The 20,586-nt window shown below is 27.5% G+C and carries 21 protein-coding genes; 12 read left to right on the top strand and 9 right to left on the bottom strand.

Going from position 1 to position 20,586, the window contains the following annotated elements:
- The first annotated feature begins 77 nt into the window (after nucleotides 1-77).
- From dnaN to U881_RS0105425, 10 genes are all read left to right on the top strand, one after another.
- Nucleotides 78-1,238 carry a DNA polymerase III subunit beta gene (dnaN, locus tag U881_RS0105470; protein ID WP_024653593.1) on the top strand — a complete coding sequence of 387 codons (1,161 nt, stop codon included), beginning with the start codon at nucleotides 78-80 and terminating at the stop codon, nucleotides 1,236-1,238.
- A 32-nt stretch (nucleotides 1,239-1,270) separates the two neighbouring features.
- Complete coding sequence (recF, locus tag U881_RS0105465; protein ID WP_024653592.1) at nucleotides 1,271-2,341, top strand: DNA replication/repair protein RecF; 1,071 nt, start codon at nucleotides 1,271-1,273, stop codon at nucleotides 2,339-2,341.
- The gene (locus tag U881_RS0105460; RefSeq protein WP_024653591.1) at nucleotides 2,322-2,621 is read left to right on the top strand and encodes a DciA family protein; all 300 of its coding nucleotides are present in this window, start codon (nucleotides 2,322-2,324) and stop codon (nucleotides 2,619-2,621) included. The genes recF and U881_RS0105460 overlap by 20 nt, the downstream gene beginning before the upstream one ends.
- A gap of 90 nt (nucleotides 2,622-2,711) precedes the next feature.
- Entirely contained in the window at nucleotides 2,712-2,867 is a 156-nt protein-coding gene (gene rpmH, locus U881_RS0105455) for a 50S ribosomal protein L34 (RefSeq protein WP_024653590.1), read from the top strand.
- Entirely contained in the window at nucleotides 2,848-3,192 is a 345-nt protein-coding gene (gene rnpA, locus U881_RS0105450) for a ribonuclease P protein component (RefSeq protein ID WP_024653589.1), read from the top strand. Before rpmH ends, rnpA begins: the two co-directional genes overlap by 20 nt.
- Nucleotides 3,189-4,826 (top strand): membrane protein insertase YidC, encoded by a 1,638-nt coding sequence (gene yidC / locus U881_RS0105445; protein WP_024653588.1) that lies wholly within the window; start codon nucleotides 3,189-3,191, stop codon nucleotides 4,824-4,826. Before rnpA ends, yidC begins: the two co-directional genes overlap by 4 nt.
- Nucleotides 4,823-5,545, top strand: coding sequence for an RNA-binding cell elongation regulator Jag/EloR (gene jag, locus U881_RS0105440; RefSeq protein ID WP_024653587.1), 723 nt, complete (start codon nucleotides 4,823-4,825; stop codon nucleotides 5,543-5,545). The genes yidC and jag overlap by 4 nt, the downstream gene beginning before the upstream one ends.
- A 47-nt stretch (nucleotides 5,546-5,592) precedes the next feature.
- Nucleotides 5,593-6,651 (top strand): GDP-mannose 4,6-dehydratase, encoded by a 1,059-nt coding sequence (locus U881_RS0105435; RefSeq protein WP_024653586.1) that lies wholly within the window; start codon nucleotides 5,593-5,595, stop codon nucleotides 6,649-6,651.
- A gap of 137 nt (nucleotides 6,652-6,788) precedes the next feature.
- Nucleotides 6,789-7,868 (top strand): class II fructose-bisphosphate aldolase, encoded by a 1,080-nt coding sequence (gene fbaA, locus U881_RS0105430; protein WP_024653585.1) that lies wholly within the window; start codon nucleotides 6,789-6,791, stop codon nucleotides 7,866-7,868.
- A gap of 268 nt (nucleotides 7,869-8,136) precedes the next feature.
- On the top strand, nucleotides 8,137-8,547 hold the full coding sequence (locus U881_RS0105425; protein WP_024653584.1) for an Hsp20/alpha crystallin family protein: 411 nt from the start codon (nucleotides 8,137-8,139) through the stop codon (nucleotides 8,545-8,547).
- A gap of 64 nt (nucleotides 8,548-8,611) precedes the next feature.
- Here the strand turns inward: U881_RS0105425 and aspS are convergent, their stop codons facing one another.
- The 7 genes from aspS to U881_RS0105390 are packed head-to-tail and all read right to left on the bottom strand — an operon-like array spanning nucleotide 8,612 to nucleotide 15,429.
- Entirely contained in the window at nucleotides 8,612-10,363 is a 1,752-nt protein-coding gene (gene aspS / locus U881_RS0105420) for an aspartate--tRNA ligase (protein ID WP_024653583.1), read from the bottom strand.
- A gap of 3 nt (nucleotides 10,364-10,366) precedes the next feature.
- A complete protein-coding gene (locus U881_RS0105415; protein ID WP_024653582.1) occupies nucleotides 10,367-12,487 on the bottom strand; it encodes a cation:proton antiporter domain-containing protein in 2,121 nt (706 codons plus the stop codon).
- Between the two features lie 3 nt (nucleotides 12,488-12,490).
- A complete protein-coding gene (locus tag U881_RS0105410) occupies nucleotides 12,491-12,763 on the bottom strand; it encodes an HPr family phosphocarrier protein (RefSeq protein WP_024653581.1) in 273 nt (90 codons plus the stop codon).
- Between the two features lie 6 nt (nucleotides 12,764-12,769).
- The gene (locus U881_RS0105405; RefSeq protein ID WP_024653580.1) at nucleotides 12,770-13,069 is read right to left on the bottom strand and encodes an HPF/RaiA family ribosome-associated protein; all 300 of its coding nucleotides are present in this window, start codon (nucleotides 13,067-13,069) and stop codon (nucleotides 12,770-12,772) included.
- Nucleotides 13,059-14,315 carry an RNA polymerase factor sigma-54 gene (gene rpoN / locus U881_RS0105400; protein ID WP_024653579.1) on the bottom strand — a complete coding sequence of 419 codons (1,257 nt, stop codon included), beginning with the start codon at nucleotides 14,313-14,315 and terminating at the stop codon, nucleotides 13,059-13,061. Before rpoN ends, U881_RS0105405 begins: the two co-directional genes overlap by 11 nt.
- 2 nt (nucleotides 14,316-14,317) lie before the next feature.
- Nucleotides 14,318-14,851 carry a chromate transporter gene (locus U881_RS0105395; RefSeq protein WP_024653578.1) on the bottom strand — a complete coding sequence of 178 codons (534 nt, stop codon included), beginning with the start codon at nucleotides 14,849-14,851 and terminating at the stop codon, nucleotides 14,318-14,320.
- Nucleotides 14,852-14,853: 2 nt separating this feature from the next.
- Complete coding sequence (locus U881_RS0105390; RefSeq protein WP_024653577.1) at nucleotides 14,854-15,429, bottom strand: chromate transporter; 576 nt, start codon at nucleotides 15,427-15,429, stop codon at nucleotides 14,854-14,856.
- Between the two features lie 168 nt (nucleotides 15,430-15,597).
- On the opposite strand from U881_RS0105390, the gene U881_RS0105385 reads away from it, so the two are divergent.
- The gene (locus U881_RS0105385; protein ID WP_024653576.1) at nucleotides 15,598-16,464 is read left to right on the top strand and encodes a mechanosensitive ion channel family protein; all 867 of its coding nucleotides are present in this window, start codon (nucleotides 15,598-15,600) and stop codon (nucleotides 16,462-16,464) included.
- On the opposite strand, the gene U881_RS0105380 is transcribed toward U881_RS0105385, so the two are convergent.
- Complete coding sequence (locus tag U881_RS0105380; RefSeq protein WP_024653575.1) at nucleotides 16,461-17,621, bottom strand: glycosyltransferase; 1,161 nt, start codon at nucleotides 17,619-17,621, stop codon at nucleotides 16,461-16,463. The genes U881_RS0105385 and U881_RS0105380 overlap by 4 nt on opposite strands.
- A gap of 67 nt (nucleotides 17,622-17,688) precedes the next feature.
- Here U881_RS0105380 and holA point away from each other — a divergent pair, with 67 nt between their 5' ends.
- Nucleotides 17,689-18,672 carry a DNA polymerase III subunit delta gene (gene holA, locus U881_RS0105375; RefSeq protein WP_024653574.1) on the top strand — a complete coding sequence of 328 codons (984 nt, stop codon included), beginning with the start codon at nucleotides 17,689-17,691 and terminating at the stop codon, nucleotides 18,670-18,672.
- Nucleotides 18,673-18,690: 18 nt separating this feature from the next.
- Here the strand turns inward: holA and uvrC are convergent, their stop codons facing one another.
- Nucleotides 18,691-20,484, bottom strand: a complete 1,794-nt coding sequence (gene uvrC / locus U881_RS10815; protein ID WP_038363684.1) for an excinuclease ABC subunit UvrC — start codon at nucleotides 20,482-20,484, stop codon at nucleotides 18,691-18,693.
- Nucleotides 20,485-20,586 lie beyond the last annotated feature (102 nt).

Raw genomic sequence — 20,586 nt, 5'->3', positions numbered from 1 at the left:
GATAATAATATAATAAAAAGGATTTTTTTATTTTTAAAAGTTGAGAAATAATAATATAATAAAAGGGGGGTAAAAGATTGAATGAAAAATTTATACTATGCGATACGGAACAAATTTCAGAAGAGATTGATAAGGCTAAAAGCATAATCTTAAATAGGAATATAAACGATATTTGGAGTGCGATATTGCTTGAGATTGAAAATTCTAATCTTACAATAAAAGCAACGGACAGGAACATTTTTTTTGAGAGTACAATACCAATTGTTTCAACAGAAAATTTCAGAGTATTAATCAACGCTTCTAACCTGTCAGATGCCGTAAAAGCGCTTAATTTATACGACGAACTAAAAATAAAATTTAAAGAAGATGAAAGCAAACTGGACATTATTGGAGAATCGGGAAACAATAGCGAAAATTTTACAAACGATCATTTAAGTGAACCCACTTTTTCTAGTGAAGAGGTTGAAAATTACAATTATGATATCAATGACGAAATTTACGATTTTACGGTTGAACTCAATCAAAAAGATTTTAAAAAAATCATAAACAAAGTTTCATTCTCGGCATCACACGATGAATCCAAAAATGTTTTCAATGGGATTTATTTTACAAAAAATAAAAATTCTGCATTAACACTTGTTGCTACCAATTCACACAGAATGTCTGTTTATGAAACGGATTTGGTCTTTGAAGAGGAGATCGATTTTATCGTTCCTGTTAAAATGTTTAATCTCTTAAAACAGATGATGATAGGAGAAGGAGTGATAAAACTCAAGGTTTCTGATAAAAAATTTTATGTCGAATTTAACAATTACAAAATAGCTTGTAGCTTGATTAGTGGCAACTTTCCTGATTATGAGAGTATAATACCTCAAGAGCATACACATCGAGCATTAATCGATGTTGCTGTTCTTAAAGATAGGCTTTCAAGAGTGAATTCTTATACGGATAAAAGGTCTAAAAAAGTGATTCTAAATTTTTTTACTAATCAGTTAAAACTTATGGCAGAAGATCCGATTACAGGACGAAGGGGAGAATTTTTTATGCAAGGTCCTAGCTATGATTATGATGGAGTTGAAGAAGCGGTGGCTATTAATAGCGTTTATCTAACTGAACTTATTTCTGTATTTGATAATCCAAAATTAGAGATAAAATTTAGTGTGACAGGTATATTAAAATTGGGTGAAAAGGATAATTGTAACTTTCTTCATTTAATAATGCCCATGGTATTAAACTAAAATTGTTTTAAGATTGTTTTTTTATTGGCAATATGATAAAGAAGATTGAGTTTTTTAATTTTAAGAATATAGAAAATCAGGTTATCAATTTTGATTTTGATAATATCTATTTTTGTGGGGAAAATGGTTCTGGTAAAACCAATATTCTTGATGCTATCTATTGTCTTGCTTTTGCATCTTCATTTTTAGTTAATACCGATAGAGAGCTTATTAGATATGGTGAGAGAGAGTTTTATTTGAAGTGTTTTTACCAGACTAAAGAAAAGGATGGAGAGATTAATTTATCATTCAGGAATGACAAAAAGGAGATAAAGGTTAACAATAGCATCATACGAGATAGGAAAGACTTGATATTAAATATTCCAGCAATTGTCTTTTCAAACCATGATATTGATTTTATCATTGGAGCTCCAATTAAAAAGAGATGGTTTTTTGATCAGGCAATGAGTCTTGTTTCTTTAAGTTATTTGGATTCTCTTAGGAAGTATAGAAAGATTTTAAAACAGAGAAATTTGATTTTAAAACAAGGTGATAAAAATTTACTTAGGGCTTCCAATGAAACTTTTGTTGACTGTGCTTTTGAGTTAACGGAAATGAGAAAAAATTTCGTAGATCGTTTTTATGAATTTTTTAAATACTATTGTCTATTGATTTTTGACGTTTCGTATAATTTACGAATTGAATATCTTCCTTCTCTCACATGTTGTAAGAAAGAGGAATTTTATGAGATCTTGTTTTTAAGAGAGAAAGAGGAATTTTATAGTGAGACTACTTTAATAGGTCCTCATAGGGATTTATATGAGATATTGAATAATGATAAGAGAGTTTTTACTAATCATGCATCAACAGGGCAAATTAGGGTACTTGCTTTGATTTATAGACTTGTTCAGGTTATTATTTTTAATAAACAATTTGATATAGCACCCATTTTGTTATTCGATGATGTATTTTTAGAATTGGATAGTATAAAAAGGAAAAAGGTTTTTGAAATTTTGCCAAAAGATTCACAATGTTTTTTTACATTTTTAGATGATTATCATGATGTTAAAAGGGATAGTAATTGTGTAATATATAGGATGAAGAATGGAAAATTTGAGCTTTAAGAAAGCATCTGATGTGCTTAAAAATTACTTAAATACGGATATATGTGTTAATGAAAAGCTGAATTCAAACTTGGTACTGTCTCAGAATTGGCAAATTATATTTAAAGATTTTTCAGATAAGGTAAAATTATTAAATTTAAAAGATGGCAAGGTGTTATTTGTTGCTGTTAAGAATCCGAGTATTTTATATAATATTTCTTGTAATAAAGCAAAGATAATGCACTCAATAAAGGAGTCTACAGGTCTTGAAATATCAGATATAAAGGTTTTAATAAGGTGATTTTATTGACAATTATAATTGGATAATATAACATTGTATTGCTTAACTTATATCTTATGAGTAGATAATGTTTTTAAATGGAGGACTTGCTTGAAGAGAACGTATCAGCCGAGTCGGGTTAAGAGAAACAGGAAATTTGGATTTAGAGCTAGGATGAAAACTCAAGGTGGTAGACTTATTCTTGCCAGAAGAAGAGCTAAGGGAAGGTCAAAATTAACTGTTTCTGATGAAAAAAAGAAATATTAGCATAAAATCCAAATTAGAGATTCAAGAGCTTTTTAAAGAAGGTCAATTTATTAGATTAGAAGGGGTGAATGTATTTTATAGCTTTACAAGCTTAGCAATCTCTAGAATACTTGTTACTTTTCCTAGAGTTTTTAAAGGTGCTGTTAAAAGGAATCGTGTTAGGAGGATCTTTAAAGAATGCTTTAGGGAATATTTTGATTTATTAAAGGATAGGCATGCTGATTTTATTTTAGTGGTTTATCCTAAAAGAGTAAATATTAATTATTATCAGGTTAAGGCAATACTAAAGGATATGATGGTTTATATTATGAAGAGGAAAGTGTGAACTCAAATAAAAGAATTTTACGCGCTGTTTTTTTGTCTTTATTTTTCATAGGTATTTTTATGCTTATTGATGATATGTTTTTTTCTCAAAAATCTTCTTCCTCGATTGATAAGGAGATTAAATTTGATTTAAATAGGGATTTTAGTATTGATCATTCTTCATCTGATGAGGATTTTAATTTAAGCTTAAGTGATAATTCTAAGCACATCAGTGTTGAAACAGATATATACCGTGCTACTTTTTCAACATTTGGTGGAAATTTGATTTCTCTAAAGCTTAAAAATCATTTAAATTTAGAAAAAGAACCAACAGAAATAGTTAAGGGATATGCACAAACCAAAGGTCTTTTTTATATTACCTTAGATAAATTAAGTAAGAGTTTATTTTTGTACGAAAAAATAGATGATCGCATACATCAGTTTAAGACTAATTTTGAATTTGATGGTAAATATTATGAGTATATAAAAAAATATACATTTGCAGAAAGCAATGAATATTTAATCAAGCTTGAAATTCTTTTAAATAATGTTGATGTTAATGATAATCTTGGTATTGATCTTTATAAATTTGTCTTAAATTCTGATATTGAAGAATTAAGTTCTAGAGGTAAATTTCAATATAATAATTATTTATCCCATGCTATTTATTATGATACTAAGCTTAGATATGGCAGTGATGGTTTAAATGTTACAAATCCTAAATGGGTTGGTGTTGGAACTAAGTATTTTGAAGTTTTAGTTTCAAAAGGAAATATGAATGTTGAATTTAAGCATGAAAATAAAATTTTAAATGCTTTTATTTTAAACAAATTGGGTAACAAAAATACTAGTGATGTTTTTTATATTTATGTAGGTCCTAGAGACAATAAATATTTAGATATTTTTAATAAAAGCGAGCTAAATAGCTTTGGTTTATCTGATGTTGAATTTGGAATGTCTGTAGAGAAAAGTTTATTGTATTTTATTCAAGTACCTATGCAATTGATAATGCAAATTTTTCATAGTGTTATTCCCAATTGGGGTCTTTCAATAATTTTTTTGACGATTGTTGTAAGAATACTTATATTTCCTTTGACTTTTAAAAGTTTTAGAGCTACGGCAGAGCTTTCTAAGTTGCAGCCAAAAATGAAAGAAATACAAGTTAAGTTTAAAAATGATCCTAAAAGATTAAATGAGGAGATGGCTAAACTTTATAGAGAGGAAGGTGTGAATCCTTTCGGAGGATGTTTTCCTATTCTCTTGCAACTACCTGTGTTTTTTGCTCTTTATGGTCTTGTGAATAATTTTTTTGTATTAAGGGGAGCTAGTTTTATCTCAGGATGGATTGATGATTTGTCAATTGGTGACAGTATATATTATTTTGGATATAAAGTTTTTGCATGGACTGATATTAGAATTTTGCCTTTTATTATGATGATTACTCAATTATTTTCTACAATAATTAGTTCTAATGTTAGTTTTAAAAGTCTTGGCGCACAACAGAAATTTTTGTATTTTGGTATGCCTATTATGTTTTTTTTCATTCTTTATGATATGCCATCAGGACTTTTAATTTATTGGATTACAACCAATGTTTTTACCATTTTACAGCAATACTATATAAAAATGCATGTGTCTGAAAGGAGGAACAAATGAGTTATGAATTTTATGGAAAGACAGAACAAGAAGCAATTAAGAAAGCTATGAGGGATCTTGATTTAAGAGAAGGTGAATTTGATGTGGAGATTTTGGATAGAGAGAAGGTTGGATTTTTATTTAAAAAAGAGATGATTAGAATAAAAGTGTCTCCCCATGTTAAAGAGGAAAAAGTAAAATCTGAAACTTGTATTGATAAGGATATTTATAATAAAGTTTTGGATTTTCTTAAAGAAGTGTTAAACAAAATGGGTTATTCTGTTAATTTGAAGATTGAGTCTATAGATGGCGATTATGTTAAAATTTCTATTGATACAGACAGTCCAAATATTTTGATTGGAAAAGAAGGAAGGAATTTAGATTCTTTGCAGCTTTTGACAAATATTTATATGACTAGACTTATTGGAGAGATTGGTAATTTTAATAGGATAATATTGGACATTGAGGACTATAGAGAAAGATTTAAATCAAGGTTTATTAATTTGGCAATAAGTTCTCTGCATAAGGTAAAGAGAAGTAGGCGTTCTATTCTTTTGCCAACAATGAATCCTTTTGAGAGAAGAATTATTCATACCACTTTAAATCGTTATAGTGATATTAAGACTGAGAGTGAAGGAGATGGAAATTTTAAAAGGGTTAGAATTTCTTATGTTAGGAATAGTAAATATAATAATAATTTTCGTAGTTATCACAAAAAGGATGTTAATTCTAAGAGGTGAGATTTTATCTCTTAGATATTTGAATTTAATAATTTATAGAGGTATGTATGAGAGTATTCTTAACAGGTATTGCAGGATTTGTTGGGTTTCATGTTGCCAAAAAGCTTGCTGATGAGGGTCATGAGGTTTTAGGTGTAGATATTTTAAATGATTATTATGATCCTAGTCTGAAGTATGAGCGATTAGAAGTTTTAGGGTTTGAGCGTAAAAGTGTAGATGGTAAAAAAATTGTTAAGAGTAAAAAGTACAATAATTTAAGTTTTGTTTATCTTGATATTTTAAATAAAGAGCAAGTCTTGTCTCTTTTTGATAATTATAAATTTACCCATGTTTGTCATTTGGCAGCTCAGGCAGGTATTAGGGATAGTATTGAAAATCCAGATAGTTATATTTCTGTTAATATTGTTGGATTTTTTAATGTTTTAGATGCGTGTAGGATATATAAAGATTCTATTGAGCATTTTGTTTATGCATCAACATCTGCAGTTTATGGATTAAATGAAAGGATGCCTTCAAATGAAGATAACATTACGGATCATCCTTTAAATTTGTATGCAGCTAGCAAAAAATCTAATGAGGCCATAGCTCATGCTTATAGTTCGTCTTTTAATATTCCAACAACGGGATTAAGATTTTTTACGATTTATGGACCTTATGGGCGGCCTGATATGGCATTATATTTATTTGCGGATGGGATTACAAAACAATCTTCAGTCAATGTTTTTAATAATGGAAATATGGCTAGGGATTTTACATATATTGATGATGTTGTAGATGGTATTTACAGTGTGTTAAAACAGCCAGCTAAGAGTGATAGTAATTTTGATACCAAAAATCCCAATTCTTCAAGTTCATTTGCTCCATATAAGATATATAATATGGGTACTGGACATGCTGTTAAACTTATGGAATTTATTGATGAACTTGAAATAAATCTTGAAAGTAAGGCTTGTAAAAATTTCTTGCCTATGCAAAAAGCAGATGTTGTAGAGAGTTGTTGTGATATTTCAAAACTTAAAGAAGACTTTTCTTATGAAGCTTTGACTTCTATTAAGGATGGAATTAAGAAGTTTGCAAGTTGGTATAAATCTAAGATACTTAAATAAGATTGTGTCTTTGTTTTCATAAGATTATTTGTGTTTATGTGATTTTTTATAATTTTGTTTTCTGAAATTAAAAGCAATTTAAATTTTAAAGATATAATGGAAATATATATTTATAACATTAGAAAGGAGGTTTAGCGGTGGGTGTATTAGATAAGATTAAGCCTGGGGTGGTTTATGGTAAGGACTTGCATATTTTGTATGATATATGCAAAAGAGAGGGATTTGCAATTCCGGCTATTAATTGTGTAGGTACAAACTCAATTAATGCTGTATTAGAAGCAGCTAAAGAAATCAATTCTCCTATTATGATACAGTTTTCAAATAGTGGTTCTTCTTTTGTTGCTGGTAAAGGGCTCAAGCTTGAAAAATCTCAGGGGACTTCTATACTTGGAGCTATTTCTGGTGCTATGCATGTTCATTTGTTAGCAGAACATTATGGAGTACCTGTTGTTGTGCATACAGATCATTGTGCAAAGAATTTAATTCCTTGGGTTGAAGGACTCTTAGAATATGGAGAAAAGTATTATAAAGAGCATAATAAGCCTTTATTTTCTTCACATATGTTGGATTTGTCTGAAGAGCCAATTAAAGAAAATATTGAAACATCTAAGAAGTTTTTAGAGAGAATGTCTAAGATAGAGATGTTTTTAGAAATTGAGCTTGGAATTACTGGTGGTGAAGAAGACGGTGTTGATAATTCAAATAGAGCACATCATGAGTTATTTTCAACACCTGAGGATATTTATTATGGTTATTCTGAACTTATGAAAGTTAGTCCTAATTTTCAAATTGCAGCGGCTTTTGGAAATGTGCATGGTGTTTATAAGCCTGGAAATGTACAGCTTACTCCTACGGTATTAAGAGATGGGCAAAATTATGTGATATCAAAGATTAATTCAGATAGTCCAAAGCCCGTGTCTTATGTGTTTCATGGGGGTTCTGGATCAACAATAGAAGAGATCCATGAAGCACTATCTTATGGTGTTGTTAAGATGAATATTGACACAGATACTCAATGGGCTGCTTGGGAAGGTATATTAAATTACTATAAGAAAAATGAAAATAGACTTCAAGGACAGCTTGGTGATGGTAATGATGCTGATGTCCCAAATAAAAAGTTTTATGATCCAAGAGTGTGGCTTAGAGAATCTGAGATTAGTATAAAAGAACGTGTAAAGCTTGCTTGCAAGAATCTTAATAATATTAATAGAAATTAATACAAGAAAATTAATAAAAGTAATAGTTAAATTAATAGTTAATTAAAGATTTAAATTTTTCCGTCTATATAGACGGATTTTTTATTTTTGTGTATTTATTATACATAAATTAACTTATTATTTTTATAGTGTTTCATCTATTTTTAGTATGTTTGTATTTATTTTTTATTTGTTTTAAAATTTACTTAATATTAAGAAATATTAAATAAATTTTTGGAATGATTTTTGTATAAATTTTTTATACATTAATAAAAAAAAGGAGATTTATATGTGGTTGACAAATTATAAGAAAAATTTTTTGGATTTGTTGAATGATGACTTTGATTGTATGAGTTGTAGAGGTATTCAAGATGTTCCAGTTAATATTAGAGATGAGGGTGGTGCATTTATTATTGAGGCTTATCTTCCAGGAATAAATAAGGAAGATATATCAGTTTCAATTAAAGATGATTATTTGACAATCAGTTATGAGAGTAAAGATGAGAGAGAAGAGAAAAATGATAGGTATTTAAGAGTAGAGAGAAGAGATATTTCTTTTTCTAGAAATTTTAGATTGTCAGGAAATATTGATCAAGATTCAATCAAATCAGAATTAAAAAATGGTGTTTTGTTTATTAAATTGTGCAAAAAGTCAGAAGCTATTGAAAAGTCTAAAGAGAAAAAAATTGTAATTAAATAAGTTGATTTATCCCTAAGTTTAAGGATGCTTCTGCATCCTTAAATCTTTTATAATTTTTTTATAATTAAAAATTACCAATGATTAAATTTAATTCTTTTAGTTGTTCATTTGAAATTTGAGAAGGAGATTTATCAAGTGGACTTGCTGCAAATGAATTTTTTGGAAAAAGTATTACATCTTTTATTGAATTTGAATGTGTCATTAACATTAAAAGCCTATCAATTCCAATAGCTATTCCTCCATGAATAGGAGCCCCGTATTCTAATGCTTTTAGGAAAAAGCCAAATCTCTCTTCTGCTATTTCATTTTTAAATCCTACTATTTCAAAAATTCTTTGTTGTAGTTCTCTTGTGTGTATTCTAATTGATCCTGAACCAAGCTCTAATCCATTCAGTACAAGATCGTAAACTTCTCCCAAAACTTCACTTGGATTGCTTTCTAGAGTATTTATATATTTTTCTTTAGGCATTGAAAACATATGGTGAGCTGCTTTGTAGCTTTGTGTCTCTTCATCATATTCAAATAAAGGGAAATCATAAATCCATAAAAATTCAAATGTATTTTTGTTTATGATATTGAGTTCATTTGCAATTTTAATTCTAATTTGCCCCATGGCTTTGCAAGCAGTTTCCCATAAGTCGGCTACAAAAAATATTATGTCGTTATTTTCAAGTGAATAAGTGTCAATTAATGTTTGTTTGATTGGATTTAAGAATTTGGCAATGCCTCCCGTAAATTCATTATTCTCTATTTTCGCAAAATAAAGAGCACGTGCCTTATAAAGTTTGGCATGTTCTTCTAAATTATTGATCTTGCTTCTTGAAAAATTATGTGATTGGTTTTTTATAATAAGTGCTTTTATTGTTCCTTTGTTTTGTAATATGTCTTTAAAGATATCAAATGAAGATTGCTCTAAAACTCTGCTCATGTCTTGTATTAATAATTCGTATCTGGTATCTGGTTTATCACTTCCATACGTATTTATTGCATCTTTATAAGTCATTTTTTTGAATTTTTTTGGTAATGTGATATTTAATGTATTTTTAAAAATAGTAAAAATAAGATTTTCCATTAATTTAAATACGTTTTCTTTTTTTATAAAACTCATTTCAAGGTCAAGTTGTGTAAATTCTGGTTGTCTGTCACCTCTTGAATCTTCATCTCTGTAGCATCTGGCTATTTGAAAATATTTATCAAGTCCAGCTATCATTGTAAGTTGTTTGTAAAGTTGTGGAGATTGTGGTAGTGCATAAAAATGCCCTTGATGTATTCTTGATGGAACAAGAAAATCTCTGGCACCTTCTGGTGTTGATTTGACGAATGTTGGTGTTTCTAATTCTAGAAAGTTTTGTTTTGTTAGGTAATTTCTAATTGCGTATGTTACTTTACTTCTTAATATTATTTTTTGTTTTTGTTCTTCCCTTCTTAAATCTAAATACCTATATTCAAGTTTTGCATTATCACTTACATTATTATTGTCTTCGATCATAAAGGGTAATTCATTGCATTTTGAAATTATATTTATATTTTCTGCAATTATTTCAAATGCTCCGGTTTTCATTTCTTTATTTATAAGTTCCAAAGGTCTTAATTTTAATTTTCCTTGAATTTTAATACAGTATTCCATCTTTATTTGAGATGTTATCTTTAAAAGTTTTTCATCACTTACAAGTACCTGTGCTTCATCGTATCTGTCTCTAATGTTAATGAATGTGACTTTCCCATGATTCCTTATTTTTTTTACCCATGCATTTATTTCTATTTTTTTATTTATAAGTGCGTTATTTATTTGATTGCATTTGATGATTTTAAACATAATTTATCCTACCAATATATTATAAATTTCTTTGTCAGTCTTAGCTTTAAGCATTGCTTTTTTATTAGAATCAACCTTACCTACAATAGATGATAAAATGCGTGGATAATTGATATATTCTTTTGCTGGATATAGTATTAGTATAAAGATATGACTTAAATTGTTATCAATAGCATTAAAATCAATTCCGTCATGACTGATTCCAATAGCAATGTGCATTTTTTTGATTAAATTGGTTTTTAGATGAGGTATTGCAAATCCTTCTTTAAGGGCTGTGGTTATAAGTTTTTCTCTTTCCATTAAGTCTTGTAATATTGTTTCCTTGTCAATCTCAACTTTTATTACACTTAGTAATTCTCTTAATGCTTCAATTTTGTTTGTTGCTTTTAAATTTAAAATGATATTTTCTTTTTTTATTCTTTTATCTAAGGCAATATTATTGCGTATTTTATCATAGTTTATTGAGTAGTTTAATTTTTGTGCTTTTACAGAGACTATTTTCACTTCTTCAGTTATTCTCTCTAAGTTTAAAATGGTTTCTCTAAGTAAATCTTGTATTATGATTATGTGTTTTCCTGGGCATTCAAATGTAATTTTACTTCCTTCTCTTTTTATTGAAAGGGATATATCGTTGCGTCTTGCATTTATATATTGTGAGAAATCATTTTTAATTTGTTGAGTAAAAAATCCTTCATTTCTTAATTGGTTTTTTAAGTCCCATAAAAATATTTTTGTTAAATTGTCGTATTTAAGTGATACTGTAATTTGCGTGTTTTGTTCTGTTTTTATTTTTTTCTTAAGTCCATTTTTGTTTATTTGAAATAAGATATTTATTATTGGTGTTGCAATGATTGTTGGCAAGAAAACGATAATTATTATTATTCCAAATATTTTTTGGCTTATAAATTCAGAAGAAAGAGCTACATTTGCAATAATTAGCGATATTTCACCCCTTGGAACCATTCCAAAAGCTATTCGTAGTGCACCTAATTTGTTAAATCCTAAAAAGTATGATGGGATAAAGCAGTATACCACTTTTGTTGCTATGGCTATGAAACTAAGAAAAGTTCCCATTATTAAAACTTCTTTTGATAATATTACATTAATATCGGCCATAAGTCCTATTGATGTAAAGAATATTGGTATAAAAAACCTTTCAAATATTGTTAATTTATCTTGGATTACGTATACAATATCTGTTTTTGACATGGCAAGTCCAAATATATAAGCTCCAATTACAAATGACATTCCTAAGTTTTGAAAGATACTTGAAATGATAAAAGTAAAGGTAAGAGTTATTACAGTTGCTAGGGTTACACTGTTGAAGCTTTTGAGTAATTTTGAAATTGGTGCTGATAGCAAGATCAATATAAATGTTAAACAAAACCAAATTAATATGTTTTGAATTGTAGATGTAATTGAACTTGTGATATCAAGATCAGAGAGAGATCGTGATATTGTAATTACACTTGTAAGCATAATCATTGAGAGCACATCGTCAATTATTGATGTTGATATTATTGTAACTCCTTCTGATGTACTCATTTTTCTTTTAGCTGAGAGTATGCTTGCAGCAATACCTGCAGAAGAAGGTGTTGCAATAATTCCTATAAAGAGAGATGTGGGGTTTATGAATTGCACATCAAATAAAATAGTGGATATTAGTGCAAAACTTGTAAAAGTGCCAATTACTTCTGTTATCCCTATTAATCCTCCACGTGGTAAAAACTTGAGAAATAATTTTAAATCTGTCTCAAGACCTGCCATGAAGAGTAAAATTATTGAAGCTATTGTTGATATTGCAAATATATCTTCATTTATTAGATAATTTTCTCCGTAGTTGATTATTCCCAATGGAAATATTAATGGCACTTTAATTTGACCAAGACACGTTGGACTTAAAAGTATTCCTGCTGTTATTTGTCCTATTACTTTTGGAATTCCAAATCTACCTACCAAATTGCCAAGAAGACTTGCTGATATTACAATAATGGCTAGGCTCATTATGAAAGAAGAAATTTTGGCATCAATGTTACTACCTGTATCTTTCATATAGTCTGCCATTCCAAATGAAAGAAGAGGATTAATAATAAGTAATATTTTATATAAATTTTTTTTGCTCATTCTTTAATCTCTTTTTTTAAAGTTTGATTGTAATAATTTTTTTAGCTTATCAATTATTTCAATTTCATCTTTACCATCTGCAACAATTGTTATTTTTTCTTTATATATAACTCCAAGTATCATAATTGCAATCGTAGATTTTGCATCAGCTTCCCTTCCATCCTCTGTAATTAATTTTATATTACACGAAGAGTATTTGCTTGCAAGTTCTGCAATCATGCTTGATGGTCTTGCATGCAGACCCTCTTTATTTGTTATTTCAATTGTTGTTTGCATTTAATTTTACTTATTTATTGTATCTTTTTTATTTTTTTCTTTGTTTGCTGTATTTTGTAGTCTCTCTACCAATTTTTCTATTAATGCATATAACTCCTTGCCTTTTTCTGTAATATGTATTATTTTCCCCCAATTGAAATGAAGGTGCGCATCTACATCAAAGATATCATTTTCTTTTTTGATTGTAATTTTCAAACTTTCTGCATGCTGTTTAATATGAATTCCAATTTTGTTTAGTTTTTTTAAAATAAAATCTTTTATCTCATCATTTAAATGGTAATTAATAGCTTGTATTTTAGGTTCCATAAATTTCTCCTTCAAATTTTAATTCGTTTCTATATTTATTTACAGTTCTTCTTGAAATAGTGATTCCTTTAGATTTTAGTATAGCAGAAATTTGATTGTCTACCATATTTTTATTTTGTTCTAATATTCCTTTTATTATTAGTTTAATACTTAATTTTGAGAATTCATTTGTTTTAGCACCACCTATTGAATTAAATAGTTTTCTAATTGAGATTGTGCCCCAATCAAATTGTAAATATTTATTTTTTATTGTTCTTGATACAGTTGATTTTGATATATTTATTTTTTTAGATATATCATCCAATTTCATTGGTCGTAGGCTCTTAAAACCTCTTCGTAAAAATTCTTTTTGTAATGTATATATTGCTATTCCTATTTTGGCTAATGTTTCGTCTCTGTATCTTAAAGCTTCAATTAGCCATTTTGCTTGTTTGTATTTGCGCAAGTCTTTGGCTTCTTGTCTATGAATTTCTTTTTTAAGGATACTTACCTCTTTAATTTTGATTTTAGGTTTGTTTCCTTTATTTATGACAATAATATCTGGTTCAATATAGTCATTAGTATCGTCCCTATCTTTAAATTCAAATGTTGGATTGGGATTGAGCTTAAGTTTAATTATTTTAAGAGCATCATTTAAATCTTGTGAACTAATGTTTAATTCTTTTTTTAGTTTTTCTTGAGTATGTGTAAGTAAATCTGATTTTTGTAGAATTCTAATTATATTTTTATCCAGTTTATGGTGCTTTGCTTGTAATATTAATGATTCTATTATATTAGGTACGCAAATTCCTATTGGATCAAATTGTTGAATCAATTTAATCATTTTGGTGACTTGTGGCCATTCATCTTGATTAAAGAAATCGTAAGGATTTATTATATAGAGTCCTTTTCTATTTAGATTGTTTATTATAATTTCTCCTATGCTAATCTCATCTTCATTAAGTCTTTGAATTCTAAGTTGTAGTAAAAGATGTTCTTTAAGTGAAATTTTAGATGATGTTTTGGCCAATGCAATTTCGTATTGTGTTTTATGATTATCATTGTTTTCGTAGAAAAATTTTTTAAATTTATAAGTTTTTAGTGATTCAAAAAATATTTTACTTGAATCCATGTGAATGTATTCATTATTTTCAACTTCGTTTAATATAATTTTTATTAATTCTTGTTTATCAAGACTTAACATTTTGATTGTGTTAATTTGTGTTAGTTGTAATTTTTGTGTTAATTTTAAGTTTTGTCTTAGCATCTTTATATAAGAATATATAGCATTCCACTAGATATAATTAATATTGCAGGAGCAATATTTTTGTAGGATAATAAAATGATTAAGTTCAATCCTGCAATTGTTAAACTTTTTAAAAGTTCTGTATTATTATACCCTATTTTGAAAAATATGTTTTCAAATAAGATGATTGTAGTCATTGTCCATAGTGCGATAATTAGGGGTCTTAAGTGTTCGAGATAATACTCTAGAAAGTGTATTTTATTTATTGTTGATATTATAAGAATAATAATCAATATTGGTGCAGTAATTAATGCCATTGTGGCGACTATTGCGCCTGTAACACCAGCCATCTTAGCTCCGACATATGTTGCTATATTGGTGGCTATGGGTCCAGGAGTAATTCTAGATATTGTGATAATATTAATAAATTCTTCTTGTCCTATCCATCCCTTATGTTCAATTATTTCTTTGTAAATTGTGGTGGCAATTCCATTTCCTCCCCCAAAATTTAAAATTCCTATTTTGAAAAATGTGATGAATAAATTTATTAAAATCAAATTTATACCTTTCTTTTAAAGAATCTTTTTTTTATTGTATATGTTACAAAACATATTATTAAAATTGTAAGTAGTATGTATGATAAATCCACATGAAATTTATAAAGCACGTATATTATTAGGAAGCATGTTGCCCATTTTATTATTGATTTATTTAGCATTTTTTTTGCAAATTCAATAATGATTGTTGACATTATTATTGTTGATGATATTTTTGCGCCTTCAATGAATTTTTGGAAATAAATATTATTTGAATTTAAATTGATATAAAGAGCTATTATTGTGATTACGAATATGGATGGCAGTATTCCAGCAATAGTTAACATAATTGCGCCTTTAAACCCTTGAATTTTTTTTCCAATTAAAAAGGCAAGATTGATTGCCGTTACGCCAGGGATTGTGTTTGCTGTTGCCAATATTTCATTGAATTCTTGTTCAGATATTAATTTTTTTTTATTTACAATTGCTTTTTTAAGTTCAGATATTATGAGTAATCCTCCACCAATTGTAATGGTTGTTATTTTTAATGTAAGGTAAAATAGTTTTAATAGTTCATGTGTATTTTTTTCTTTGTTCATTAATTCCATATTCTAAACTTTAAATATTGTTTAAGGATTTATTAAATTACATTTTATCATAATGGTTTTGAAATATTGATTGTTAGAGGTATTTTGTGTATTAATTTTTTATTTTTTCGATTTGATATAAAGATTTATTTTTGTTTTTTTACTATGCTATAATGACTTATGGATGAAGAATTAAAAATATCAAATGCATTTAAAGAGATATTCCTTTTACAAAATCATGCTCATAAAATTTTTATAATGGTATTAGATTATGGATTGAGAATTGTTGTTGCTGTATTTTTATGGTGCATTTTAAGGTTTATTGTTAAGAGGTTGGGCAATCTTTTTTTTAAGGCGTGTGAGAGATCTAAACTGGAGACAAGATTAGATTCTACTGTTCTTAATTTTTTTAGATCGTTTTTTAGAGTTGTAATAGATATGGTATTAATTTTAATGATTTTGCCCTATCTTGGAGTTCCTACGACTTCTATTTTTGCTGTATTTGGGTCTTTAGGTCTTGCAGTTGGTCTTGCTGCTCAGGGAATGTTATCTAATTTTGTTAGTGGATTTGTCATATTAAATTCAAATTTTTTTAAAATAGGTGATTATGTTAGTTGTGATGATGCTGAGGGAGAAGTAATCGATATTCAAATATTTTTTACTACACTAAGGACTGTGGATGGTAAGATTATTAAAATTCCAAATAGTAAATTTACAAATACATTGGTTGTTAATTTTTCTTCAAATCCTGAGAGAAGAGTTGCATTTAGTTTTCAGGTGCCTTATAGCATCAACATTAGTTTGCTTAAAGAGAAAATGGGAAATTTGGCTCTTTCTTTTAACAGGGAAAGATATGATGTTAGAGAGCCTAGTCTGATTGTAACGGAATATACACCTTGTTATATAGTTATGGAGATTAGGTGTTTTATACGAACTGAATTTTTTTGGGATTTTCAATATTTTTTAGCAGAAAATATTAAAGGTGTTTTAAATGATGTGGGAGTAGAATTTCCCATTCATATTGTTAATCTTAGTAAATTCCGTTAATATTTGTGATTTTTAATAATTTGAGCATAATATTCTTCAATTTTTTCTACAAAAGATGTGCTTGAGTATTTAGTAGATGTTTCTTCTGTGTATTTTTTTAAATTTTGTAATTTTTCATCGTTTTCTATGATTTCTTTCATGTATTTGTACATGTCTTGGTAATTATCTATTAAAAATCCATTTTTTCCTTGATTAATTACGTCTTTGTATATAATGTCATTGATAAGTATTGCTGGTATTCCGGCAGTTAATGCTTCAATGATGGTCATTGGATATACTTCGCTTTTTGATAGACTTGCAAATACATCGGATATCTTGTAGTAATAGTACATTTCTTCCCATGGAATTGTTCCAATAAGTATTATTTGTTTTGTAAGACCATATTGTTCTCTAAATCGTCTTACATTGCTTTCTTCTTTACCTTTTCCTATTAAAATAAGTTTGCAGTGTGTATTTTCAGTTAAAAGTCTTTTTAAATTTTCCATTAATTTGTATATATTTTTTTCTCTGTTAATTCTTCCAACAAAGATTATGATTTTGTCATTTTCGTTTATTCCATGTCTGTTAAATATTTCTTGTCTTTTTTCTTGGGTTAATTCTTTAATAAAGAGTTTTCTGTCTACTCCATTTGGAATTATTTTATAATCAGAATCTTTGGCAAAGTGAAAATATTTGTCATGTGCTTTAATTGATGGATAAATAAAATGATGAATTTGATTATAAAATTTTTTCATTATTGTATCTGGATTGATGAAATATTTAATGATTCCTAAATAATGTAGATAATAATCCCACATTGTATGGTTTGTATGAACAATTGGTATATTATATTCTAATGCTAATTTTTTGCCCATATGTCCCATAGTAAATTCTGAATGTGTATGGATGATTTCGGGTTGATATTCTTCTATTATTTTTTTTATCTTTGCTTTATTTGGAAATGATATTTTGGCATCTACTGTGAGATTTAGTTTGATTGAAAAACATCTGTAAATATTCTTTTCAAGTGAATCATTTGAGTTTGATGTTTGATATTGTGGGCAAAAAATATAAACGGTGTGACCTTTTTGTTCAAATCCTTCTTTAATTTGTTTGACACATGTTGCTACTCCATTTTTATCTGGGAGATATGTGTCTGTAAATATTGCTATTTTCATATTTGATCCTAAGAATTAAAGTATAACATAAGAGCATATTTATTTTTTTGAATTATAATATATTTAAATGCAAAAAATTTATTTATTATTAGGCAAAGAACAAGGATTAAAAGAAGCTTATTTGAATGATATTTTTAGTAAGTTTCATATTGACGATCTGCATGTTACTAAGCTTTTTATGTCAGAATTATCATCAATAGAACTTTCTGAACGGCTTTTGAGTAATTCTTTTTTTGTGAAAAGAGAAGTTCTTATTATTTATGAGATTGAAAATTTAAAAAATAAAAAGGATTTAGAATTAATTTACAACATACTCTTAAAGCCTTTAAACAAGATTATTATTTTTATTTCTAATGAAAACTCGATCAATTTTGAACCTAAAGCTTCTGTAAATGTGGTTAAGAAAACTTTTTATGAATTATCGAATATCGATAAGTTTTCATTTGTAAAGAAGAGCTTTTTGAAACTTGGAATTAAGATTACAGATAGAGCCATAGATTTGATGCTTTTTATGTTAGATTCAGATACTAAGATTTTACAATTTTATATAGACTCTTTTGCTCTTATGATTAAAGATAAAACCGTTGATGAGGATGATGTAAATGCTTGGCTTAGTGTTATGCGTATTGAGAATGTTTTTTCTTTATTTGAGTCAATTTTAAAGAAAGATATGGAATGCGCTTTGGTTAAAGTTAAGGCCATGATAGAACAAGGTGAAGATTTGATTAGCATTATTATGGGTCTTGGATGGCAATTTAAAAAATTGTTAAAGATAAAAATAGATTGTGAGGGTTCAAACAATATTTCATATATCTTTAAAAAACATAAAATATTTTCCTCACTAGAGAAAACTTATAAAATGGGGCTTAATAATTATTCGATTTTTAATATTAAATTTGTTGTTAAGATGTTACATAAGTTTGATTTGTACGTGAGAGTTTATGGCAAAAATATGCATTTAAATTTGTCATATTTTATGATAGTGATATTGTTAAATCAGGATGATACTATTTGTAGGAATTTTTCTTCTAAATTTAAGTGTACTTTTTAGTATTTAGAGATAATTGTTTTATTTATTATTTGAATTTTGTTCTTCGGCAAATGTTTTAATTTTTTTTGCCATTGTGATATTAATTTTCATTTTTTTAGCTATTTCATCTTCATTTAAGAGTAATATATCTTTGTATGTTCCAAGTGTTTGTAATATATTTTTTGCTTTTTGTTCTCCAATACCTTTGATTTTGCTGTAATTTAATTTGATATTATTGTGTAGTTGTTTATTAAAATTATTTGCTCTTCTGTGAGCTTCATCTCTAACATTTTGCAATATTTGCAGAGCAGGGTTTCTTTTTGGTAGTTTGATACCTTGTTTTTTACTTGGCAAAAATATTATTTCTTCTTTTTTTGCCAATGCACAGATGTTTATTTTATCTTCAAGTTTTAGCCCTTTTAAAATTGAATAGGCAGCGTTAAGTTGGCCTTTCCCTCCGTCAATTAATATTAAATCAGGTAATTCCGATTGTTCATTAATTAATTTTGAATATCTCCTTGATACAACTTCTTTTATTGCCTTAAAATCATCAATTTCGCCATTACTTAGTGAATTGATTTTGTAAACTCTATATCCGCCTTTAAAAGGTTGTCCCATTTTGAATGTAACTAGTGATGCTACTGTCTTATATCCATTAAGATGGGCAATGTCAAATCCTTCAATTGTCTTTGGTAATTTTGTCATTTCAAGAATGGTTTTTAGATTCTCAATTCCCCTATTTTTTTCATTGTTGTGCGTTGTTAATGCAATTTCTGCATTAGAAATTGCCATTTCCATTATTTTAATACTATCTTGAGTTTCCCTGCAGATTATTTCGGTTTTTGTATTTTTAAGTTCATTTATTAATTTTGTGATATTTGAGGTATCAAATTTTCTAAAAATATGTATCTTGTCTGGTACTATCATGTTTATAGATGTATAGTATTGTGTTATAAATTTTTCTACTAGTTCGTCCTTTTCGTATATGCTTTCATCAAAGTGGATATCTTTTTCTATTAGTTTGCCGTCTTTATATTTAAGTATTACTATTACATTTAGGCTATCTGTTTTGTGAACGTATATGTAGTCTGCACTAAGTTTATCCATTTTTGTAATTATTTGAGCTTGACTTATTTCAATTAATGATTTTTTAGTTTCTTTTAATTTGATTGCTGCTTCAAAATTTTCTCTCATAATTGCTTCTTTCATTTTGAGTTCAATATTATCTAAAAGCTTAGATATGTTTCCATTGAAAATATGCTTTATTTTCTCTATTTCTTTTTTGTATTCTTCTTCAAGATCGTCTCTGTAACATACTCCAAGGCATTGACCCATATGAAAATATAGACAAGGATTTTTGGATTTTTTTTTGCATTTTTTGGTTTTAAATGTTTTGTTAATAAGTTCTAGCACTAAATCTAAATTTTTAACATTAACATATGGTCCAAAATATTCACTTCCGTCATTTATTATTTTCCTAGTTTTGAAAATTCTGGGATACTTTTCACAGGTGATTCTTATCATAGGATATCCTTTGTCATCTTTTAATTTGATATTATAAGTTGGTTTGTGTTTTTTGATTAAGTTGCATTCTAATAATAGGGCCTCATATTCGCTGTTTGTTGTAATTATTTCTATATTTGTTACATTGTTCATTAATATTTTAGTTTTATGACTGGCTCGTTTTAAGAAATAGTTTTTTACCCTGGCTTTTAAATTTTTTGCTTTTCCAATATATAATACTTTATTGTCTTTTGAATTCATTTTATAGCAGCCACTTGTTGTTGGAAATTCTTTTACTTGTTTATATAAATTGCTTAAGTGTTTTTCCATTTTATGTCTATTTTTGCTTTTAAATAACCATTTTTGTTTTTGTGATATAATATTATATCATATTAAGTATTATATATTTTTTATTTTTTTATTGATAAAGGT

This window comes from Borrelia persica No12 (assembly GCF_000500045.1).
Taxonomy (GTDB): Bacteria; Spirochaetota; Spirochaetia; order Borreliales; family Borreliaceae; genus Borrelia; species Borrelia persica.
This window is presented reverse-complemented; position numbering and strand designations above follow the sequence as displayed.

What these genes read in the sequence shown, in the direction of transcription:
- recF (WP_024653592.1), top strand. Translation starts at nt 1,271, where the DNA reads ATGATAAAGAAGATTGAGTTTTTTAATTTTAAGAATATAGAAAATCAG.
- U881_RS0105460 (WP_024653591.1), top strand. Translation starts at nt 2,322, where the DNA reads ATGGAAAATTTGAGCTTTAAGAAAGCATCTGATGTGCTTAAAAATTAC.
- rnpA (WP_024653589.1), top strand. Translation starts at nt 2,848, where the DNA reads ATGAAAAAAAGAAATATTAGCATAAAATCCAAATTAGAGATTCAAGAG.
- jag (WP_024653587.1), top strand. Translation starts at nt 4,823, where the DNA reads ATGAGTTATGAATTTTATGGAAAGACAGAACAAGAAGCAATTAAGAAA.
- U881_RS0105435 (WP_024653586.1), top strand. Translation starts at nt 5,593, where the DNA reads ATGAGAGTATTCTTAACAGGTATTGCAGGATTTGTTGGGTTTCATGTT.
- U881_RS0105425 (WP_024653584.1), top strand. Translation starts at nt 8,137, where the DNA reads ATGTGGTTGACAAATTATAAGAAAAATTTTTTGGATTTGTTGAATGAT.
- aspS (WP_024653583.1), bottom strand. Translation starts at nt 10,363, where the DNA reads ATGTTTAAAATCATCAAATGCAATCAAATAAATAACGCACTTATAAAT.
- U881_RS0105415 (WP_024653582.1), bottom strand. Translation starts at nt 12,487, where the DNA reads ATGAGCAAAAAAAATTTATATAAAATATTACTTATTATTAATCCTCTT.
- U881_RS0105410 (WP_024653581.1), bottom strand. Translation starts at nt 12,763, where the DNA reads ATGCAAACAACAATTGAAATAACAAATAAAGAGGGTCTGCATGCAAGA.
- U881_RS0105405 (WP_024653580.1), bottom strand. Translation starts at nt 13,069, where the DNA reads ATGGAACCTAAAATACAAGCTATTAATTACCATTTAAATGATGAGATA.
- rpoN (WP_024653579.1), bottom strand. Translation starts at nt 14,315, where the DNA reads ATGCTAAGACAAAACTTAAAATTAACACAAAAATTACAACTAACACAA.
- U881_RS0105390 (WP_024653577.1), bottom strand. Translation starts at nt 15,429, where the DNA reads ATGAACAAAGAAAAAAATACACATGAACTATTAAAACTATTTTACCTT.
- U881_RS0105385 (WP_024653576.1), top strand. Translation starts at nt 15,598, where the DNA reads ATGGATGAAGAATTAAAAATATCAAATGCATTTAAAGAGATATTCCTT.
- U881_RS0105380 (WP_024653575.1), bottom strand. Translation starts at nt 17,621, where the DNA reads ATGAAAATAGCAATATTTACAGACACATATCTCCCAGATAAAAATGGA.
- holA (WP_024653574.1), top strand. Translation starts at nt 17,689, where the DNA reads ATGCAAAAAATTTATTTATTATTAGGCAAAGAACAAGGATTAAAAGAA.
- uvrC (WP_038363684.1), bottom strand. Translation starts at nt 20,484, where the DNA reads ATGGAAAAACACTTAAGCAATTTATATAAACAAGTAAAAGAATTTCCA.